The sequence below is a fragment of the Rhodocytophaga aerolata genome, assembly GCF_030503435.1.
Taxonomy (GTDB): Bacteria; Bacteroidota; Bacteroidia; order Cytophagales; family 172606-1; genus Rhodocytophaga; species Rhodocytophaga aerolata.
On record NZ_JAUKPO010000007.1, the window covers coordinates 31,510 to 54,152 of the forward strand.

At 43.8% G+C, this 22,643-nt stretch carries 10 protein-coding genes; 8 read left to right on the forward strand and 2 right to left on the reverse strand.

All coding sequences use genetic code 11. From position 1 onward, the window contains the following. The first annotated feature begins 63 nt into the window (after positions 1-63). The 3 genes from Q0590_RS13930 to Q0590_RS13940 all read left to right on the forward strand — a co-directional run bounded on the left by Q0590_RS13930 (position 64) and on the right by Q0590_RS13940 (position 5,379). Entirely contained in the window at positions 64-2,511 is a 2,448-nt protein-coding gene (locus Q0590_RS13930; protein WP_302038167.1) for an ABC transporter permease, read from the forward strand. A 101-nt stretch (positions 2,512-2,612) separates the two neighbouring features. Next, positions 2,613-2,885, forward strand: coding sequence for a hypothetical protein (locus Q0590_RS13935; protein WP_302038168.1), 273 nt, complete (start codon positions 2,613-2,615; stop codon positions 2,883-2,885). An 88-nt stretch (positions 2,886-2,973) separates the two neighbouring features. Next, the gene (locus tag Q0590_RS13940; protein ID WP_302038169.1) at positions 2,974-5,379 is read left to right on the forward strand and encodes an ABC transporter permease; all 2,406 of its coding nucleotides are present in this window, start codon (positions 2,974-2,976) and stop codon (positions 5,377-5,379) included. 81 nt (positions 5,380-5,460) lie between these two features. Here the strand turns inward: Q0590_RS13940 and Q0590_RS13945 are convergent, their stop codons facing one another. After that, entirely contained in the window at positions 5,461-6,486 is a 1,026-nt protein-coding gene (locus tag Q0590_RS13945) for a ScyD/ScyE family protein (protein WP_302038170.1), read from the reverse strand. A gap of 298 nt (positions 6,487-6,784) precedes the next feature. After that, positions 6,785-9,748 carry a PAS domain S-box protein gene (locus Q0590_RS13950; RefSeq protein ID WP_302038171.1) on the reverse strand — a complete coding sequence of 988 codons (2,964 nt, stop codon included), beginning with the start codon at positions 9,746-9,748 and terminating at the stop codon, positions 6,785-6,787. A 447-nt stretch (positions 9,749-10,195) separates the two neighbouring features. On the opposite strand from Q0590_RS13950, the gene Q0590_RS13955 reads away from it, so the two are divergent. The 5 genes from Q0590_RS13955 to Q0590_RS13975 all read left to right on the forward strand — a co-directional run bounded on the left by Q0590_RS13955 (position 10,196) and on the right by Q0590_RS13975 (position 22,616). Continuing rightward, the gene (locus tag Q0590_RS13955) at positions 10,196-12,583 is read left to right on the forward strand and encodes an ABC transporter permease (RefSeq protein WP_302038172.1); all 2,388 of its coding nucleotides are present in this window, start codon (positions 10,196-10,198) and stop codon (positions 12,581-12,583) included. Between the two features lie 85 nt (positions 12,584-12,668). Then, on the forward strand, positions 12,669-15,044 hold the full coding sequence (locus tag Q0590_RS13960) for an ABC transporter permease (protein WP_302038173.1): 2,376 nt from the start codon (positions 12,669-12,671) through the stop codon (positions 15,042-15,044). A gap of 80 nt (positions 15,045-15,124) precedes the next feature. Beyond that, positions 15,125-17,512 (forward strand): ABC transporter permease, encoded by a 2,388-nt coding sequence (locus tag Q0590_RS13965; protein WP_302038174.1) that lies wholly within the window; start codon positions 15,125-15,127, stop codon positions 17,510-17,512. A 70-nt stretch (positions 17,513-17,582) separates the two neighbouring features. Further along, on the forward strand, positions 17,583-19,994 hold the full coding sequence (locus tag Q0590_RS13970) for an ABC transporter permease (protein WP_302038175.1): 2,412 nt from the start codon (positions 17,583-17,585) through the stop codon (positions 19,992-19,994). Between the two features lie 174 nt (positions 19,995-20,168). Then, on the forward strand, positions 20,169-22,616 hold the full coding sequence (locus tag Q0590_RS13975) for an ABC transporter permease (RefSeq protein WP_302038176.1): 2,448 nt from the start codon (positions 20,169-20,171) through the stop codon (positions 22,614-22,616). Positions 22,617-22,643 lie beyond the last annotated feature (27 nt).

Sequence of the window (22,643 nt, forward strand, 5' to 3'; positions counted from 1 at the left end):
TAATCCATACTGGCAAATGCATAAAAAACAGGCATGTGTCCGTATTCACAATTCACAAAAACGATGTTCAAAAACTACCTGAAAATTGCCTGGCGGAATCTGCTCCGGAAGAAGACGTATACTATCATTAATGTGTTTGGCTTATCGCTGGGCATTGCCTTTTGTCTGCTGGTGTACCTCTACATTGAGCAGGAACGGTCATTCGATACCTTCCATACCAATGCTGAATCTATCTACCGGATAGAGAGCAGCAGTTTTCATACGCCCGCCCAGGCTAAACAACCAGAGGAATCGTTGTTTTCTGTTTTTCCGCAGCAGGATCAGGAAAGGAACCAGATTGTAATGCCAGTGGTGCTGGCCCCTGAATTAAAAGCTTCCTTTCCGGAAGTAAAACAAACCTTGCGCCTAAAGTCTGGCTGGCGCGAAACTATCCGGTATAATAACCAGAGCTTCCGGGAGGAAAAAGCCCTGTATGTAGATACTAACTTTTTTGAGGTATTTACTTTTCCGCTGGTGCATGGAAACCGAGCTACTGTGCTGGCTAGCCCCAATAGTGTAGTTATTTCTGAATCCATAGCCCATAAATATTTTGGCACAGACAATCCTGTAGGTAAAACCCTGGAGTTTATCTGGGAAAAACCAGTATTGTTCACTATAAGCGGGGTAGCTAAAACAGTACCGGCTAATTCCAGTATCCAGTTCGAATTTTTGCTTCCCATACAGGCTTATCCTGGCTATCAAAATTACCTCGAGGCAGGATTGAGTACATCTTCCGTGCTTACTTTTGTTGAACTAAGAGAAGGGGCATCCAGACAAGCTTTTGCAAAAAAACTGGATGATTTTGGCAGAACGTATTTTAAGCCATTAATCGAAGGCAACGAAACCTTTCAGGCCAATGATTTTCACCTTAGCTTGCGTCCGCTTACAGAATGTCATTACAATGCAGCTTCTCCCTGGGGCCATTATACCTCTCTAAAAAACATATACCAGCTTGCCTGCCTTACTATCCTTATTCTACTGATTGCCTGCCTGAATTATTTCTTACTTACCTTAACTAATACAGCGGCCCGGATGCAGGAAGTGGGTTTGCGGAAGGTAATAGGCGCACCAAGATGGCAGCTGGTCAGCCAGTTCTGGGTGGAAACACAGGTAATGGTGTGCATGGCAGTAGTAGCCGGTTGGTTGCTGGTAGTTGCTTTATTGCCTTATTTCAACCAGATTACAAATGCCCGCATAGAGATTACGGCCGCACATGCTTCTGGTATTCTGCTGGCTATGCTTAGTACTGCACTGGCCGTTGGAGTACTGGCAGGCGTCTATCCGGCCTTGTTCATTTCAGGTGTGAAACCGCTCAGCATTATTAAGCGCCATCAGACGTTCCGCATCAGTCCCGGGCTTTCCAGGGTTTTAGTAGTCTTGCAATATACGGTTTGTATGAGCCTGCTGATTGGTTCTTTGGGTATTGCCAGCCAGATGCACTATATCAACACCAAAGACTTAGGCTTTGATAAGGAACAAACTTTACTTGTAGAAAATCCGGATTGGGGCAATTCTCAAAAAACACTTGCTATAGCCCAGCGGTTGCAGGCATTCGCTACTACTGAACCTGCTTTAGCTGGCTTTTCGGCTGCCGGGCATACCTTTAGTTCCGGCTTCGATACCTATATGCATACCATTGACGGCAAACAGGTAGGCGTTAGTGTAATGCGGGTAGATTACAACTATGCCAATATGATGAAGCTAGAGATCGTACAAGGGCGAGATTTTTCACCTGCCTTCTCTACAGACACTTCCACCACTGAAAGAGCCGCCGTAGTAAATGAAACCTTGTTCAATATGCTGGGCAGTGAAGCTACCGTAGGAGAATATAATTCAACGCTTGGCTACCGGATTATAGGCGTAGTAAAAGATTACCACCACACTAGCCTGCTTTCACCAATAGGACCTGTTGTACACCGCTTAGAACCACATCGGGCTGCTTTTTTCTGGTTTAAGCTAAAACCCGGAGATATGGCAGGAACCATCCATAAAATACAAGACCAATGGAACGTACTTACCGCAAATTCTCCCTTTACCTACAGATTCTTAGATGAAGACGTGGCAACCCTGTATGAGGCACAACAGCAATGGCTGAAAACCATACATGGGGCTACCCTATTTGCTATTGTGGTAGCCTGCCTGGGCCTGTTCGGCTTATCGGGTATTCATGCCTTGAACCGTACCAAGGAGATAGGTATCCGCAAAGTGTTGGGGGCTTCTGCCGGGCAAATATTGATACTGCTCAATAAAGATACTGTTCGGCTGGCTCTTATTTCTTTTGCTATTGCTATTCCGGTAGGGTATTATTTTATGCACCAGTGGTTACAGGATTTTGCCTACCGGATAGATCTGGGCTGGGAGTTATTTGCCACAGCCGGAGTTATGGGTGCCTGTACGGCCTTGCTGGCAGTAAGTTATCATTCTATTAAAGCTGCCTTAACTAACCCGGCTGATTCACTGCGGGACGAATGAACGGGCACAGATAGGCATGGAGCGAAGGGTGAAAGCAAAACATTCCACGTACCATGTTTTATGCGCTCTGCCAAAAGATACACCTTTAAATAATTATACGTATGGGACAAATTGCTATACCAATTCCACAGTTGCCTGGCAAACAGGACATTGAAATTGAAGTAAAAATCAATGGCGTAAAAAAAGAGTATAACTACCGGATAGAAATTTTCTACTGGGAAGACTGCAACCTGGCAGATGCCGACCGGGTTGCCTGCCTGCGCAAAATGCTGAACAGCTACGATAAAGACTGGCTTGTGTACGACATTGGTACGCCTACAGATGACCTGATACCGATCACCTTTGTCCGCAGAAGGAGTGCAACCAATGACTAATGATCAATGACGGATGATTACCGGAAGAGTAGTCATTCGTCAATATTCATTTGTATTCATTCATCATTAATCAATACTTATTATCCCTATGTTTAAAAATTATTTAGCTACTGCCTTACGGAACCTGGGCAGGAACAAGAGCTATGCGGCTATAAATATTTTTGGTTTAGCCCTGGGCATTACTTGCAGCCTGGTGATATTTCTGGTTGTAAAATTTGAATTAAGTTTCGATGCCTTTCATACAAGGAAAGACCAGATTTACCGCATTAACACCCATGTGGTCTTTAACGGGCAAGATAATGCCTTACCTAATGTGCCTTTCCCTTTTATAGAAGCTATGCGGAATGATATACCTCAGCTGGAAGAAGCTACTATGATAAACTATGTAGGTGGCGGTATGGTAAGTATAACCAGAGATGGCCAGGAGCCAGTACGCTACCAGGAGGAAAATGGCATTGCCTATGTTGAACCCAGGTTTTTTTCTATGTTCGACTATACCTGGCTGCATGGCAATCCGCAGAGTTCGCTTACAGAGCCCCGTTCAGTGGTGCTTACCGAAACACAGGCGATAAAGTATTTTAATGATAAGGCTCCTATAGGCAAAGTGCTGCGGCTCAACAATACCTACGATCTGAAAGTAACAGGTATCCTCAAAGACTTCCCGGCTAACACCGATTTTCCGTTTACAGTACTCATTTCTGATGCTACCCTGAAAGAAGTATTTTCAGAAGAGAACCGTACAAACTGGATTAACCTGAATTATTATACCCAAGGCTTTATTGTATTGCCCAAAAATGTAACTACGAATACATTGGCGGCACAACTGAAAACATTCGCTGCCAAGCATATGGGGGCTGAAGCAGCCAGAAGCATTTCGTATGTACTGCAGCCTTTGTCTACCATCCACTTCGACGACCAGTATGGCAATTATACCGGTAGGGTGGTAGCGAAAGAAACGATATGGGCATTGGCCTTGGTAGGAGTATTCTTAATCATTACAGCCTGCATCAATTTCGTGAACCTGGCTACGGCGCAAGCTATTAAGCGGGCTAAGGAAATAGGCGTACGTAAAGTATTAGGCAGCAGCCGGAGTCAGTTGTTCTGGCAGTTTATCTGGGAAACGAGTTTAATTACTTTTTTTGCCATGCTGGTGTCCGTAGGATTAACCATACTGGCTTTACCTTCGCTCCGTGAAATTCTGGACCTGGAAATCTATTTTACCCCGCTGCAAGATCCGGTAGTTATTGCCTATATGGGGGCAATATTGCTTGCTGTTAGCTTCTTATCTGGTTTCTATCCGGCCCTTATTTTGTCTGGCTTCAATCCCATTCAGGCTTTGAAAAGCAAATTTGCTACGCACAGCACTGGCAGCTTATCGTTGCGGAGAGGGCTTGTAGTTGTACAGTTTTGTATTTCGCAAGTGCTTATTATCGGCACCATTGTAGTTGCCAGCCAGATGGAGTATTTCCGCACCAAATCGTTGGGGTACGATAAAGAAGCCGTACTGACAGTACCTCTGGCCAGTACTCAGGATTTGAATTTTGAAACCATGCGTTCTGAGTTGATGTCGCACCCTGGAGTAGCTAAGGTTAGTTTTTCCAACCTGAGTATTTCATCCACCGGGCGGTCGCGGACTGGTTTCAGTTATGCCAGAAACGGAGCAGTAGAAGACTTTATTACCGATGTAAAATTTGGCGATGAGCAGTATCTGGAATTATACAAGCTAAAATTACTAGCCGGCCGCAATTACCTGAAAGGAGATACTATTAAAGAAGTGGTGGTAAACGAAGCACTGATCAGGCAGCTAGGGTTTAAGAGCCCGGATGAAGCCATTGGTCAGCGGATTTCGTTGTATGGCCAGGTTAATATACCCATTGTGGGAGTGGTGGAGGATTTTCATGTAACCTCTTTGCGGGAAGGAATTGAACCTTGTATTCTGGCTACGTATAACCGGACTTACCGGACAATCAACATTAAGCTAAATACCGTTCAACTGAAAGAAGCCATAGCGCATGTAGAAAAAGTATGGACTAAACAGTATCCGGAAAACATATTCCGCTATGAGTTTTTAGACCAGACCGTTGCCAGCTTCTACCGGAATGAACAGCGGACTTCCAGCCTGTTTAAGCTGTTTGCCGGAATAGCCATATTTATTGGCTGTCTGGGCTTGTTTGGATTAATTGCCTTTATTACTACCCAGAAAACCAAAGAAGTAGGTATCCGCAAGGTGTTAGGGGCTTCAACTGCACAGATATCCTTGCTGTTTTTCAAAGAATTTGCGGTACTTGTGATATTGGCCTTCCTGGTTGCCGCACCCATTGCTTATTACCTAATGAACAGCTGGCTTGAAAACTTCCAGTATAGTATTCCTTTGGGAGCTGGTATATTCCTTGTAGCCATAGCCGTTTCGCTGCTCATTGCAGGCATAACCGTGAGCTACCAATCGATAAAAGCAGCATTAGCTAACCCAATTAAAAGCTTGCGGAACGAGTGAGCCAAGAGCATTTTTGCAGAGGGCACGATGAAATGAATAGTTCTGTATTTCTACATGCCCTCTGCTCTATGCCCTCTGCCACTAATATACATTTAAAATTTTCTTGATTTTGCCTTCTGCCAGGCTGTTTACATAGTAGGTATTCGCATTGCGTTTAGCAACGGAGGTAGGCAGGTTCAGCTTATCAACCAGGACTAAGCTGGAATCTGGCGTAACCCTGGTGAGGCGGCCTGTATTGGGTTTAAATCCTTGCTCTCCAAATTCAGCAAATTGCAAAGCTAGAGGCTGATGTTTGGCATCCAGGCTGATATCGGTGAGCATTGTAAATCCTTCTTTATATACTGAAACCTCTCCGGCCATATTTACCTGATAGATTCTGGCTTTTCCGGTAGGGAAGGGGAAACCTGTTAACGTAGAGACAAAAAAGCGGTGACCGTCATAGGCAATACCAGTAGGCACAGAATGGATGCTGGGTGGCCCGATAGGAAGTGGATTGGGTATATTAGGGAACGTAGCAAACACACTTAACTGGCCGGTTTTGCTGCGGCGGATAATAGCATTGGCCGCTGCATCATTAATAAATAGATCGCCTTCAGGGCCTGCTGTTAAATTAAATGGATTAGATTCTCCGGTGTCTTCAGCAAATTCATACTCCAGCACAAACGTGCCAATATCTTCGGTTGCCAGATCTTCCGCTTTTACGGGAGCATCGCCAGGATGATAGGAAGCCATATCAAATTTATAAAGCTCGCCAAAGGCATGCAGAATCCATACAATGCCATCTTTTACCAGTAAATGGTTCAGGCCTACCGCTGTCTGGTCCTGTTCATTATATTCGGAAGGAAATCCCTCAATCACTGTATACTTGGTACCATTTTCAGTGATAATAAGTACTTTGCCATCGTTATTGCCAGTACCAATTTCCGTTACCCATAGGTTGCCCTTGGCATCAAGCGTCATACCAATGGGTGCGGCAAGTCCGGAGACAAACTCCTTTACCTCAATTTTGCGGGGTTTTACTTCATGAAAAATGTCTAATAATTCCTGGCAGCCGGTTGTCATCAGCAAGGCTGCCGCAGCCAAAAGTGTAGATAGTTTGAAACGCATAAAAAAATGGTTAAGGTGGTAAAAAAAAGACCTCTTACAAAAACAGGGAAAGGTTGTTACCGAAGGATGTAAAAACTGTTTTTGCAATGGTTTTCTGAAGAGAAATATAGAAAAATTTTTATGCCAATAGCAAGCAAGCAACGGACTTTATTTTTCTGTAATTAGCTTACTTTCTATAGGTTAACGTATAGGCAGCAAATGGTACGTTGCTTTGATCGTATGCGCTACATTCTTCAAGACACAGGTAGTGCGTGTGTGATAGCTGCCAGCTTATATAACTACTTAGCAAGCCGGTGAATTAGGTACTAATAGGTTGTTGATCCCCTAAGTTGGGGATTTCTATGGTAAAGGTGGTTCCTTTGCCAGGCTCAGAGGCCAGGGCTATGGTTCCTTTTAGTTTCTTTAAATTTTCTTTTACAATATACAAGCCCAGTCCGGAGCCTACGTTTTTATCGGTAGCCCGGTAAAACATCTCAAACACTTTAGCCTGGTGCTCTTTGGCAATGCCTTGTCCGTTATCTGCAATAATGATTCGTATACGCTGCTTGCCTTCAGGCCTGGCTGTTATAGCAATAAACTGCTCTTTGGAAGGATCATGGTAGCGGATGGCATTGGCAATAATGTTATGCAACACCACCGTTAAGCGGTTTTCGTCGGTATAAAATTTAGAAGGCTGTTTAATATCTGTGCGGAAGTCAATGGATTTGGCTTCTTCCATAAACTTTAAATCATCTACTGTGCTGCTGATCATCGCGGCAAAGTCTGCTTCGCTGACAACAAGTTCAGTGCGGGAGTTTTTAGAGTAGTAAATGATATCCTGAATGAAGGTATCCAGCTTACGTACACTCTTTTCCATTAAAACCAGGTACTGTCTTTTTTGCTCTTCATCTTTCTCCAGGTGCGATAAGTTTATAAGACCCATGATCGAAACCAGCGGAGCGCGTAAGTCGTGCGATGCCCTGTATACAAACTGGTCTAACTCATGATTAATCTTTTGCAGCTGGAGGTTATAATTTTGCAGATTTTCTTCTGCCTTTTTCCGCTCGGTAATATCTCTGAAATAAACCGTAAGCCCTTCTTCAGAAGGATAGACGTTTACTTCTGTCCAGACATTGGCCGGTGTGTAGCATTCCTCAAAATGCACTGGTACTTGTTCATCCAAAGCTCTGTTGTATTCTTCATAATATTTTAAATTTCGTGTAGCCGGAAAAACTTCCCAGAAGGTTTTACCTGTTATTTTCTCCCGGTTAATATTCGTTATTTTCTCAGCGGTTTTATTCCAGTACGTAACCGTAAAATGTTTGTCTAAGGTAAAAAAACCGTCGCCAATGCTGTTCAAAATATTATTGAGCCGTTCTGCGGTTTGTTCTACGAGTTTCTGGGCTTTTTTCGTAGGGGTTATATCTTTCAGGATACAGTAAACTCCGGTTATTTCTTTGTTGATAATAATAGGAATATTTATTAAATGTGCCATCAGGAGGTCGCCTGTGGGCATAATAAAATTAATTTCCAGGTCTTGCGGATGCCCTTCACAGGCTTTCTTAAAATAATGCACTGCCTGATCCCGGTCCTGTGGGGCTACCAGCGGAACAAACGATTTATTGAGTAATTCTTCTATAGGTGCGCCAGCTAACGTAGCCATTGCCGGGTTGAGGCTTATAAAATTGCCTGTTAAATCCATGGCGCACACCGCATCGGGGTGGTATTCGAACAACGATTTGTAGCGTTGCTCGTTTTCCTGTAACTTTTGCTCTATCTGCTTACGGCTGGTAATGTCTTGCGTTACTACCAGGATATGATCTATAGACTCATTTTTAATTAGGGGAACGGTGGTGCATAAATAATACCTGGTATCAAAATGCAGTTCCAGGAATAAGGATTCCCCTTCAAATGTAGGGGCTATTTTCTCTTTGATATATTCACCAACGTGTAATCCAAATATTTCATTTAGTTGCCTGCCCGTAAGCATATCCGAGGTTACGTTATAACGGGTTAGTTCCTGGCCTTCCATCAGCAATACGTTGAACTCTTTATCGCAGATAGAGATGGTACCATTGGGGTAGTTTTGCGACAAAGACCTGTATAATTGCTCACTTTGCTTTATCCGTTCTTCGGCAGCTTTTTTTTCACTGATATCCCGGCCAATCGTAAACATACAACTGCTCTCTTCCGACCATGAACCCGTCCACAGCATAGGGATGAGCCGGCCGTCTTTATGGACAATGCGGTGTTCAAAATCAGTCATAATGCCTTCAGCCATAAACTTCTCTGACATGGCAATGGTTTTCTCCATATCTCCCGGATATACTAATTTTCCCAGCGACTGGCCGATCAATTCTTCCGGATTATATCCCCATAGGCGTTGGCAAGCCTGGCTTACCTGGACAAAGTGTACCTCTTTATCAAACACACAAATGACGTCTAGGGAATGCTCAAAAATCCCTTTGTTAATTTGCAGGGCTTTTTGTAAAGCCTCATTTTTCTCTGAGAGCATTTCCTCCGCCTGCCTTTTATGGGTAATTTCCCGCTGAATAGACACATAATGAGTAACCGTACTATTTTCGTCTGGTACTGGTACGATGGAAAACTCCACCCAGAAGGGCTGCCCGGATTTGGTGTAATTAATAAGTTCAACCGTTATAGGGGTATTTGTTTCCAGGGCTTTACGGATTTGGTCGAGTGCTGTACGGCTGGTGGCTGGTCCCTGTAAAAACCGGGGGCTTTTACCCAGCACTTCTTCCTGCGTATACCCAGTAATCTGCGTAAACGCAGGATTGGTATACACAATCTGAGGTCCAGGTTCATCAATAGGGTGGGCTTTCGTAATCATTATGGCATCATGGGCATGTTTTACAAAGGGCTCCATTAGCCGCAGGCATTCTTCCGGATTGTCTTTACCAGAAGTGCTTTTAAAATAAAGCATAGCTCCCAGGATGGTTCCATCGGCTCCGGTCAGCGGCTTTGCTTTGGCTTGTGCTGGTATACTTTCTCCGCTTACTGTTCGAAGCCAGACATCTCCCGTCCATGGTTTATTAGCTGAAATATGGCTAAAAATGCTATTGTAAACGTTTGCAGGCAGCAAGCCAGTTAAACCGCCATATGATAAAATTTGCTCCTGGCTGCTCCCCTTTAACAAGTGCTGACAGGCGGTATTAATAAACGCAAGTTTTCCTTCAAGGGATAGGATACACACAGCATCTCCTATATCCTCTACTAGCGAGATAAAGGGTTGTAGTTTTTGGTTCTTTTCTTCTGCCCGCATAGGCGTGGAGTAAATCAACTACTTACGGTGTATCAAAAAATATTAACATACTGCAGCCTAGTAGTATACGGAAACTGGCATATAAAAGTAGCTGCTTATCCACTACAGATTAAAAAAAATAATTGAAAAATTCAATTTTATATGCCTAATAATTAAGTATATCTGTACCGACCCTATCAGTGGGAAACTTGCCGGACGTATAGTAAAGAAATGTAGGCTACTTACCCGCTCCATAGTTACCCATTGCATACAGATTACAGTAGGTGTAATACGCACACAAAAAATGTTGTAAAATGTATGTCCGATAACGTACGTAAAAGTGTTCGTTTCCGGACACTTTTTTAAGTAGATATTACTAAGGCAGCATGTAATATATTGAATACTAATACTTTACTCTAAAGGCAGATTTCTTGAAGTAGCCTCTCTTACCTTCACCTGTAGACCGTTATGCTGAAAAACTATCTCACCATTGCTATACGCAATCTGCTCAAATATAAGGTTTATTCCTTCATTAACATTTTTGGGTTAGCCGTTGGAATTGCCTGTTGCTTGTTTATTTTTCTGTTTATCCAGAATGAGTTAAACTACGATAAGTTTCATGCTGATGGCAAGCGTATATTCCGCTTGTTGCGCAGCTCAGATGAGAATGGCGATAGAAAGGGTACCCCTGCCACATCCGGCCCGTATGCCCCCAGCCTGCAAAACGATTTTCCCAGTGATATAGAAGAAACCATGCGTGTGCTGCATATTGGGGGCGGTGTGTTAATTACCCTCAACAACCAGTCGTTTATGGAAAAGCAGTGCATGTTTGTAGACTCTACTTTTTTTCAGTTCTTTTCTTTTCCTCTGGAAATTGGAGATCCTAAAACGGTACTGAATGCACCTAATAGCATGGTACTGAGCCGGGCCGCTGCTAAAAAATATTTCGGTAATGCTGACCCTATCGGAAAAGTGCTGACCATGGACGGAGAAGACCAGTTTACAGTAACTGGCATTATGGGGCCTCTTCCAGGGAACTCACACATTGTACCAGATATGCTGGTGCCTATGAGCTTGTTTAAAAATCAGGAGTGGTTTAATGAGTGGTGGAACAACAGTATGTCTACCTATGTGAGGCTGTCGCCCAACGTAAGCGAACAGCAGTTGGAAGCGAAACTGCCTGTTTTTATGGATAAGTACATGGGGGAAGAATTTAAAAAGTTTGGGAGCAAAGTAGCCCTAACCTTACAGCCGCTGGAGAACATCTATTTTGATAACGAAACCCAATACGACCAGGCATCGCATGGCGATAAGAAAGTAGTATACATATTTACAGCCATTGCCTTGTTTATCCTGGTGATTGCCTGCATTAACTTCATGAATTTGTCTACCGCCCGCTCCATGGGACGTGCCAAAGAAGTTGGCCTGCGAAAAGTAATGGGGGCGTACAAATCTCATCTGGTTGCCCAGTTCCTGAGCGAATCTATTGTGCTTTCCTTTATTTCCTTGCTGCTTGCCATGGGTATCGTATGGCTTTTTAAACCTGCCTTCAATACATTTATTGAAAAAGAGTTAACCATTCCCTTCGGTGCTTTCTTCATTGCATTGATTCTGCTGGGAATAGCCGTATTGGTGGGGTTATTTGCAGGCACGTATCCGGCCTTTTTCCTGTCTTCGTTTCAGCCGATTAAAGTACTTAAGGGCCGTTTTAAAGCCAATCCGCAAAGCGCCTGGTTACGCAAAGGCCTGGTAGTCGTGCAGTTCAGCATTTCCATCATTCTTATTATTGGTACATTTATTATTACCAGGCAGATGGAATTTACCCAGCAAAAGAAACTAGGCTATGACAAAGAACATGTAGTGCTCGTACGCATTAACAACAACGATATCCGTACAAACAAAGACCGGTTTAAAACTATACTCGAGCAGGAATCGGATATTCTAAGTATTTCAGCCATGTCTGGCGAACCTGGCGGCTTTCACGATAGATTTATTGTAGACATTCCTGAGAAAAAAGAAGACAAATGGCAGTTCCGCACGGTATTCACCGATTTTGATTATATAAAAACTCTGGGTATGAAAGTAGTAGCCGGGCGGGATTTTTCAAGGGATTTCGGTACGGATACCACCCAGGCAGCCATTATTAATGAAACGGCAGTAAAACAACTCGGATGGACCAATGAAGAAGCCTTAGGAAAAGACATTACGATTACCTTACGGGAAGATGCTCCCCGCAAAATTGTAGGCATTGTGCAAGATTTTCACTTCTCTTCCCTGAAAGACAAAATAGATCCTATGATACTTGTGGTAGCCAAAGATAACCGGGTTATGGCTGTTAAAATTAAGCCCGGCAATCCGCAGCAGGCCCTCCAGAAAATAGAAAAAGCCTGGTTAACGGTAGCCCCGCAATACCCCTTCGAATATACCTTCCTCGACCAGGTTTATGAAAACCTGTATAAATCGGAGCAAAAGCAGATGGCTGTATTTAGTGTATTTGCTTTTATTGCCATTTGTATTGCGTGCCTGGGTTTGTTCGGGCTGGCAGCTTTCACAGCTGAGCAACGAACCAAAGAAATGAGTGTACGCAAAGTGTTAGGTGCCGATGTTTCCAATATTGTACTGCTCTTATCTAAAGATTTTGTAAAACTGGTACTGCTGGCGATTGTGATAGCCTCACCGGTTGCCTGGTATGCCATGACCAAGTGGCTGGAAGATTTTGAGTACAGTGTAGCTATCCGGCCTGATACTTTTCTGATAGCAGGTATCTGTGCCATTGTAATTGCCTTGCTTACGGTGAGCTACCATGCCATAAAAACGGCTTATACAAACCCAGTGAAAACGTTACGCAATGAATAATGATGAATGACCATGGACGACTGAATATAGATTGAGTAATGCCTGAGTAATCAACCCTCATTATTCACTAATTCTTATAAACAACATGCTGAAAAACTATCTGATTATTACGGTCCGGAATATCTTACGCCATAAGCTGTTTTTCTTTATTAACATCTTTGGTCTGGCCACCAGCATGTGTATCTGCCTGATTGCTCTGATGGCTATAAAAGATCAACTGAATTATGATACATTCCATCCGCAGGCCGACCGCACGTACCGCATCACTACAGAAATAAAAAACCCAGATGGCAACCATTTTCAATTGGCTAGCTCTCCGCTACCTTTAACAGAGACTATCCTGAAAGAGTATGCGCTGGCAGAACATGCCGTGCGTTTATATCCCGCGTTAAAAGGCATGGCCAGTAGCCGTGGTAAAGAATTAGACCTGAAGGGGGCATTTACTGATCCTGCTTTCTTTGCTGTTTTTGGCTTTACGTTGGAAAAGGGCGATATTAAAACAGCACTTTCAGCTCCCAATAGCCTTATACTCAGCAAAGAAACAGCCAGTAAATTTTTTGGAAGTACTGAACCCATAGGCCAGGTTATTTCTCTCCAAGAACTAGGAGATTTTCAGGTTACTGGTGTACTGGCAGATGCTCCCGGCAAATCGCATATTACATTTGAAGCTTTTGCTTCTATGGCTTCTGTACCCGTACTGGAGAAGTCAGGCAAACTTACTGAAAAACTCACCCAATGGAATTCTGTGATGGAAGGCTATACCTATATCACGTTAAAGGAAACAGCCAGTAAGCGAAAACTGACAGAGGCGCTAAACCAGATTTCAGCTCACCTGACAGAGCTGGATAAATCAAATAATGGTTCGACAATAAATTTTGAAGCGCAAGCCTTACCTAGTATCACACCCGGCAAAGATCTGTACAATGACATTGGCAAAGGATACACCCGGAAAATGGTAGCAGGTGTTATCAGCATTAGTTTAATTATCCTGTTATCGGCTTGTTTTAATTATACTAACCTTTCCATTGCCAAATCCTTAACCAGAGCCAAGGAAGTTGGTATCCGGAAAGTAGCTGGTGCCTTCCGGTACCAGATTTTTATGCAATTCATTCTGGAAGCCATCGTAATAAGCCTTCTTTCACTGGGAGTGGCCTGTTTGCTATTGATGCTAATAATAGATTATACCCCATTCGGCCCCGAAACTCCACCGGATACGTATATGTTCCTGTACTTTTTAGTATTTAGCCTGTTTGCCGGATTAATGGCAGGAACCTTGCCGGCCTGGGTGCTTTCTTCTTTTCAGCCGGTACGAGCCTTAAAAAACCTGACGGCTGTCAAATTATTTGGCAGTGTCAACGTACGAAAATCGCTAATTGTCAGCCAGTTTGTTTTGTCACTGGTGGCCACTATTTTCCTGATGGTCACCTACCGGCAGTTCAATTACATGATACATGCTGAGTATGGATTCAGTGCAAAAGATATCCTCACTATTCCCTTGCAAGGTACCAGCTATCCATTATTGAGCAGTGAACTATCGAAAGTAAATGGGGTAGAACGCATCTCAGCTGTTTCAACTAACATGGGAAGAGATGTCACCGATAATATAGAGCTAAAAGTACAGCCAGGTAGTAATCCTGTTCGGGTAGGTTATTATGCGGTGGATGCTAATTTTATAGCTAACATGCGCTTGAAGCTATTGGCTGGCCATACTTTTCCTGCTACTGCTTCCTCCATAGAGAAACAGATCATTATCAATGAGAGAGCCTTGGCAGCCTTAGGTATACAAACACCGGTTGAAGCGATTGACCGCGTACTCTGGATGAATGATTCAAGCCAGGTCCGGATAGCAGGCGTGTTAAAAGATTTCCATTACCAGCCGCTAAGTAACCCAATTGGCACCATGGCTCTCTACTATAATCCGGAAGCGGTTAATTACCTGAATGTAAAAGTAACGCATATCCATTCGTCCGTACTTATCCAGCAACTGGAGCAGGCATGGAAGAAAATAAATCCGTCACAACCTTTTACCTACAGCTGGTTTGAAAAAGACCTGAATGAGCGCCGTAGTGCCTGGGATTTAATTTCAACACTGGGTTTTCTGGCATTTCTGGCTATTACAATCGCTTACTTAGGCTTACTCGGCATGGTTACTTTTACGGCCGAAACCCGCCAGAAAGAGATAAGCATCCGCAAAGTGATGGGTGCCAGTGTATGGGACCTGGTAGTATTGCTTTCTAAAAGCTTTGTGGTCTTATTGCTGGTAGCTGGCTTAATTGCATTACCGCTAGGATACCTGGGCGGCACCGTTTTCTTATACAATTTTGCTTACCGGGTGGCTATAGGCGCAGATATATTAGTGATCAGTTTTATGGGTTTGCTAGCTATAGGCTTACTGGCTATAAGCACACAAACATATAGGGTAGCGGCAGCCAATCCTGCAGACATATTACGAAATGAATAATGACGGTTGATTCATGAGCCGTTCCTGGAGAACTAGCAAAAAGGAATTATTTGTCACTCATCACCAATTAGTATAGGTCTATGTTAAAAAACTATATCACCGTTGCCCTGCGCAACCTGATGAACCAAAAGTTCTACTCCATTATCAAAATATTGGGCCTGGCGGTAGGTCTGGCTTCCAGTATTTTAATTGCCCTGTTTATTTACGAAGATTTATCCTACGATGGATTTAATACGAAAAAAAACCGTATAGTCCGGATACTTACCATCGACAATGCTGAAGGAGTAAAAAGTAAACTGGTCGGCGTGACTTATCCGGGTTTTGCCCCGGCCATAGGGCGGGATGTGCCAGAGGTGGTAAATTCGGTGCGGATATTTAACCAGGGCCGTGTGCCGCTGCGGGTGGGTGACAATCTGCTTAGTTCGGAGGGGGCTTACCGGACAGAAAGTTCTTTTTTTGACATTTTCGATTATACCTTATTAAATGGGGAAGTAAAAGGTATTCTGGATGAACCAAATGCAGTAGTGCTCACCCAGTCTCTGGCTACTAAACTGTTTGGCAAAGAAAATCCGGTAGGCAAGGCCATTCAGATGAATACCACTGCACTGAATGTAAAGGGAGTAATGGCCGATCCGCCTAAAAATTCGCATTTGCAGTTTGATATGCTGCGTTCTATTACCCCTACTCCCGCTGATTCCAGTTATGCACAATACCTCAATTCTTTTAATGGCATTGGTGTACACGCCTATTTGCTGCTCGACAGGCCACGGGATCTAAAAACCATTATTCCTAAGCTTAAACAAGTAGCCGACAAAAACCAGGGCTACGAGTTTTTTGAACCAACCTTACAATATTTGTCGGATGTACACCTGAACTCTGGCGAAATTCTGTTTGAACAAAACCATAACAAAACCGAAGGCTCCAATCTATATGTACTGGCTTTTGTAGCCCTGTTAATTGTACTGCTGGCAGCTGTGAACTTTATGAATCTGGTAACGGCACATGCAGCCGGGCGTGCAAAAGAAGTAGGCTTACGCAAAGTGGTAGGAGCCGTGAAGGAGCAACTTATCGGGCAGCACTTACTGGAGTCGATGGTGGTAACGGCTATCTCATTCGTCATTGCTTTTGCTCTGGCTATTTTGCTCTTACCTGTGCTTAACAATGTGTATCAGCGGTATGCTACCCTGGCTCCTTTGCTTTCGCCAGTGGCAATTATAGGTGCTTTGTGTCTGGTGGGGTTGTTAGGCCTGCTGGCGGGAAGTTATCCTGCATTTGTCTTATCGAGTTTTAAGCCGGTAGCTGTATTAAAGGGTGCATTTAAAAATAGTAACCGTGGCATCCGGCTCCGGCAAACACTGGTGGTATTGCAGTTCACCATTTCCATTGCCTTAATGGTGGGCATGGGTATTGTGTTTCTGCAAATGCATTATATCCGTAGCAAAGATCTGGGTTTTAGCCGTGAACAGGTAATTTCTATACCTTTTAAGGGCCAACAAGCGCAGCAGCGGGCCAGGACTTTACAAAATGAGTTAAAGCGGAATCCGAACGTACTTAGCACTGGTACCGCCAGTGTGAAGCTGGGGCAGCAACTGGGCCGTACCAATATTCTGCCTGAAGGCAAACCCACAGACATTAATTACATTACCAGCATCATGGCCATTGATGAATCATTCATCCCGACTATGGGCATACAGGTGCTGCAAGGCCGCAATTTCTCCACCGAATTTCCGGCCGATTCGGCTTCCTCCATGATCATTAATGAGGAAATGACCCGGCTATTGAATTGGCCAGACCCCATTGGAAAAACCATACGCCTGGAAACCGGACCGCAGCAATATACTACGTATCAGGTAGTAGGCCTGGTAAAAGATTTTCACTTTGCTACTATCCGCCACAAAGTAGAGCCTGTATTTATGCTCTATAATAAAAACAATGGGCAACTGGCTGTAAAAATCAATACGGCTGAGGTGTCCCAAACCCTGAGTTTTATAGAACAGACCTGGAAACGGGTGAATGCTGAAACCCCTTTTGAATATAATTTCCTGGATGAAGATTTTGCCAACCTGTACCGGAGTGAACAAACCTTTGCCACCATGTTTAGCCATTTTACTCTTCTGGCACTGTTCATTGCGGTATTGGGTTTATTAGGCCTCTCAGCTTTTACAGCCCAGCAGCGGCGCAAAGAAATAAGCATCCGCAAAGTATTAGGGGCCGAAGTTTCCCAGATTATGTTTTTACTGTCCAAAGATTTTCTGCGCCTGGTTCTGGTGGCCGTAGTAATTGCCCTGCCAGTAGCCTGGTATTTTATGCGGCAGTGGCTCGAAGATTTTGCCTACCGCACAGACATGAACCCTTTGATTTTTGTAGGGGCGGCGTTAACAGCCATTCTGGTAGCGCTGCTCACGGTAAGTTATCTGTCCTACAAAGCGGCCCAGGCTAATCCGGTGAAGAGTTTGAGGAATGAATAATGACGATTGACGAATAAGTGTATATCGGGTAATAGCTGAGTAAGTAGTAATTACTAATCCGTACAAAAATATGCTGCAAAATTATGTAACCATTGTCTTGCGGAATCTGCTCAGGCATAAAACATTTTCGCTGATCAATATTTTAGGTTTAGCTACTGGTATGGCTGTTACCTTACTGATTGTGTTATATGTAGCGCATGAGTACAGCTATGACCATTTTCACCAGAAAGGCGGCCGGATTGTAAGGGCAGAATTTAAACACCAGGCAGGTAATGAATCGTATAGTGTACCTTGGATGTCCTATAGGTTTGGAGAGGCTGTAAAAAATGCCTGTCCGGAAGTGGAGGATTTTGCACGTTTTAAAGAACCAGGTTTTGGGAGTAAACTGGTACAAAGTGATAGTCAGCACAAGTTTTTCGAGCCTGAGTTTGCATTTGCCGATGAAGGTTTTCTACGCGTATTCACTTTTGACTTTCTGCAAGGCGATCCTAAAACAGCACTTTCGCGGCCTTTTACTGTTCTACTCACCGAGCAAACAGCCCGGAAGTATTTTGGTGATGCTCATCCAATAGGGAAGACCCTCCTATACGATAAGCAGTACACGTTTGAAGTGGTAGGTATTCTCCGGAATTTACCGCCTAATTCCTCTATTCAATTTGACTTCCTGGCTGATCTTTCTTCATATCGGTCTATTGAGCGGAAAATATATGAAAAGTTTATGAGTGCCCAGGAAATGGATAAGCAATTCGAACGTGTAGGGGCTAGCGGTGGATACAGCACCTATTTCTTATTGCACCCACAAGCGTTGGCAAGCCGGGTTGCCCAAAAGATACCATCCTTGTTAACTATTGATGATAAGATTAAGAGTTCACATGCTAGTTATATCCTCGATCCGCTTTTTGACTTACATTTTAATAGCCTGTTACCAAGTGCCAGGCAGGCAGTTACTATCTTTTCAGTAGTAGCCATACTTATTCTGGCATTAGCATTAATTAACTACATCAACCTCACTACCGCCCGTTCAACTAGCCGGGCAAAAGAAGTGGGAATACGGAAGGTGGCAGGGGCAGCTAGAAAATCCCTTATAATTCAATTCTACTTGGAATCCAGCCTTTGTGTGTCCCTGGCTTTTAGCCTGTCCGTAATAATTTTTATCCTGCTGCAACCGCTTTTTTTCCAGATACTTCAATTCAGCGTAGATGAGTCATTCCTGAAAAGCCCATATTTCTTAGTTCCTACATTTATCTTTTATATCATCTGTATCATCCTTTCAGGAAGTTATCCGGCGCTTCTTCTTTCTGGTTTTGCCCCGGTAGAGGTGTTGAAAGGTCGTTTTAGCCCTACAGGAAATGCTGCCTGGATTCGTAAAGGGCTCACCGTATTTCAGTTTGCAGTTTCTATTGCGCTCATCATTGGTTCTATTCTGATAAAAGGCCAACTAAATTTATTCATGCAAAAAGATACAGGGTTGGACCGGGAAAGGGTAGCAGTAGTTCACTTGGATATAGAAGATGGGCTTGATAAATATTACAAAGCTATCCGAGAAGAAATACGGCAAATCAGAGGAGTAGAACACATTACAGCCTCTTCACTGGTCATGTATGGTAGATACGGTAATATCTGGAGTATAAAAAGCCCAGATTCTATAAAAGATGTATCTGTTCATTATTTTGCGGTGGATGAAGAGTTTATTCCTGCACTCGGTTTAAAATGGGCCATTCCGCCCCAGCGAGGGCAGGCGCTTGTTACCAAAGATCAGATGGTTATCAATGAAATGGCAGCTAACCAACTGGGAATACATGCCGGAAATTATCAGCAAAGAATCGATGTAGGAGAGGGCATATCGAAAAATGTAATAGGCGTCTTGAAAGATTTTAATTATGCTACCTTGGCCCGGGAAATTAAACCAATGGCTTTATCTATTGCTCCCGACTCTGTATACCGGGATTATTTATATATTAAGCTGTCACAATATGCTTCCATCCCCGAAACAATAGGGGCTATCGGGCAAGTTTACAACCGCTACAAAACGGATAAGCCCTTTGACTATACTTTTCTGGATGATACGTACCGGAAGCAATATGAAAATCAGATCAGCACAGCAAAAATTATGTTTGCTTTCACCGCTTTTGCCATCATAATTGCCTGCATGGGCTTATTTGGTCTGGCCACTTTTACAGCCGAGCAACGCACCAAAGAAATAGGTATCCGCAAGGTATTAGGTGCCTCTGTCTCTCAGATTGTGGCTATGCTCTCTAAAGATCTTCTAAAGCTTATAGCTGTTGCCTTTGTCATTTCTACGCCAATTGCCTGGTATTTTATGCATAAATGGCTGGAAGATTTTGCCTACCGCATTGATATAGAGTGGTGGGTATTTGGTCTGGCTGGCGTGGTTGCCTTATTTATTGCGTTGTTCACAGTCAGTTTCCAAGCTATCAAAGCAGCTCTTTCCAATCCGGTGAAAAGCTTGCGGAATGAATAAGCAGACGTAATAATATAACAGGAGGGCAGAGAGCATGAAAGGAAAATACTTGTTTCTCTCTGCGCCATGCCCTTTGCTATTACACCGCTAATCAAGTAAATGTGGTAAGGAACAGCTTTTATGAATTATTTAAACAATCGCTCTAGTTCTGCAAAATCTTAACGCTGCACATATATGTTTAAAAATTATTTTACCATTGCCTTGCGGAACCTGGCCCGGCAGAAAGGGTATACGTTAATCAACGTTGCCGGTTTGGCTACCGGCATGGCTTGCTGTTTTCTGATTCTGCTGTTTGTAAGCCATGAACTCAGCTATGACAAGTTTCAGGCGAAAGCCGACCGTATCTACCAGCTGGAGTATGAAGCAGGTTTTGGAGGAAATCCGGTAAAAATTGCTACAGCTCCTCCGCCCATTGCTCCCTTGCTCAAAGATTTTTTTCCCGAAGTAGAAAACGTGGCCAGGGTGTACTTCCGCAATGCCAGTCTGCAAGCAGTAATTCCCAATAAAACGGTAGCAGATAAATACGAGGAAGAAGATTTTGGCTTTGCCGATTCCACGCTGCTTACTATTCTGAGTTTTGATTTTATTGCAGGCAATGCGAAAACCGCCTTGAATGCACCTTTCAACATCATCATTAGTGATGAAATGGCCGGGAAATACTTTGGTAACCAGGAAGCCTTAGGCAAAACCTTGTTGTTTGACGGCAGACATCCAATGAAGGTAAGTGGTGTGTTCCGCAAGTACCCCGACAATTCGCATATCCATCCGCATTTCTTTGCTAATTACGAAACTATGTTTGCAACTTCTCCGGAAGGAGCCAGAGAAAACCTGCCACAAAACTGGGTAATTTCCCATTCCTATTATTACATCTTGCTTAAGCCCGGGCATTCGGCCAGTGCAGTCAATGCCCGCTTCCCGGCTTTTCTGGAAAAATATGGCAACCCGCAATTACGCAAAGACCAGAAATTTTCGCTGGTGCCATTGCTGGATATTCACTTGCGTTCGGAAGCACAAAACCAGGTAGAACCTATTGGAGATATTACCTATGTATACGTGTTTATTGGGATAGCCCTTATTACGCTGCTTATTGCGTGCATCAACTTTATTAACCTGGCTACGGCCAGCTCGCTGCGCCGTACGCGGGAGGTAGGGGTACGTAAAGTGCTGGGTGCTTACCGCTGGCAACTCATCTGGCAATTCCTGGGCGAATCCATGCTGATCTGCCTGATTGCCTTTATTCTATCGCTTGTGCTGGTAGCCATAGGGTTGCCCTTTCTCAACGAAATTACCGGCCGGCAATTAAGTATCTATGATCTGGCAGACTGGCGGATGCTGACTGGTTTCGTGGCGGTTTTTATGCTGACTGGCCTGGTGGCTGGCAGTTATCCGGCGTTTTTTGTGTCTGGCTTCCAATCAGTGGTATCTTTAAAAGGAACCAGTTTGCCAAGCAAAGCCGGAGGGGTAGGCTTACGGAAAGTACTGGTTGTGATGCAGTTTGCGGTGTCTATTGCCTTAATAGCTGGTGCATTAGTGGCTTTTCAACAGTTACAGTACCTGCGTAACCGGCCTATGGGTTTCCAGAAAGAATATACTCTAGTGGTGCCTTTATTCAGTGCTAATCTGAATAATATCTTTGGTGGAGTAGATCCGCAGATGCGAAGCAAAACCAATGCTTTTGAAGAACTGATTGCCCAGAATCCGAGAATCAAATCCAGTACACTTTCGGCAGGTACGCCAGGCAATGGAGCCATCCGGCGGGGAACCGTGCCAGAAGGATTTACCCAGGAAGACAACCTGTTTATTGCTGGAATGCCGGTAGATTATGATTTCCTTTCTTCTTATGGACTGGAGCTGGTTGCCGGACGTGATTTTTCCAAAGAATACGGCACCGACCATTTGCAGGCATTTATTGTGAATGAACAGGCTGTAAAGCAATTTAAGTGGGGAAGTCCGGAAGAAGCCATTGGCAAAACCATTAACCGGGAAGGCAAAGATGGAAAGGTAGTGGGCGTAGTAAAAGATTTCAATTATATATCCCTGCAACTGCCTATAGAATCGTTTATTTTCGATGTAAATCCCTCTTTGTTCAACACCTTTTCCATTAAAATACAATCTGATCATATTCCGGAAACCGTGGCGTATCTGGAAAGGCAATGGAACGGGTTTTTCCCTGAAAAAGCCTTTACTTATACGTTTCTGGATGAAGACATTAACCAGGCATATACTGCTGACCAGCGTCTGGGCCGGATCATTAACTACTTTGCTTTTATGGCCATCTTTATTTCCGGCCTAGGTTTGTTTGGTCTGGCCTCTTTCACAACCGCTCAGCGCACCAAAGAAATTGGTATACGCAAAGTACTGGGGGCCACTGTTCCGCAGATTGTGCAGCTATTATACAAAGATTTTGCCTTACTCGTGGGCATTGCCTTTCTGATTGCAATCCCATTTGCCTGGTATGCCGCCAACAAATGGCTGGAAGATTTTGCTTTCCGGATTGATGTGGAATGGTGGATGTTTGCCCTGCCGGGTTTACTGGTAATTATTATTGCCTTATTGACTGTCAGCTGGCAAAGCATTAAAGCTGCGTTGATAGACCCTGTGAAAAGTTTGAGAAATGAATAAATAAATGGCCTGACGCAAAGAGCCTAG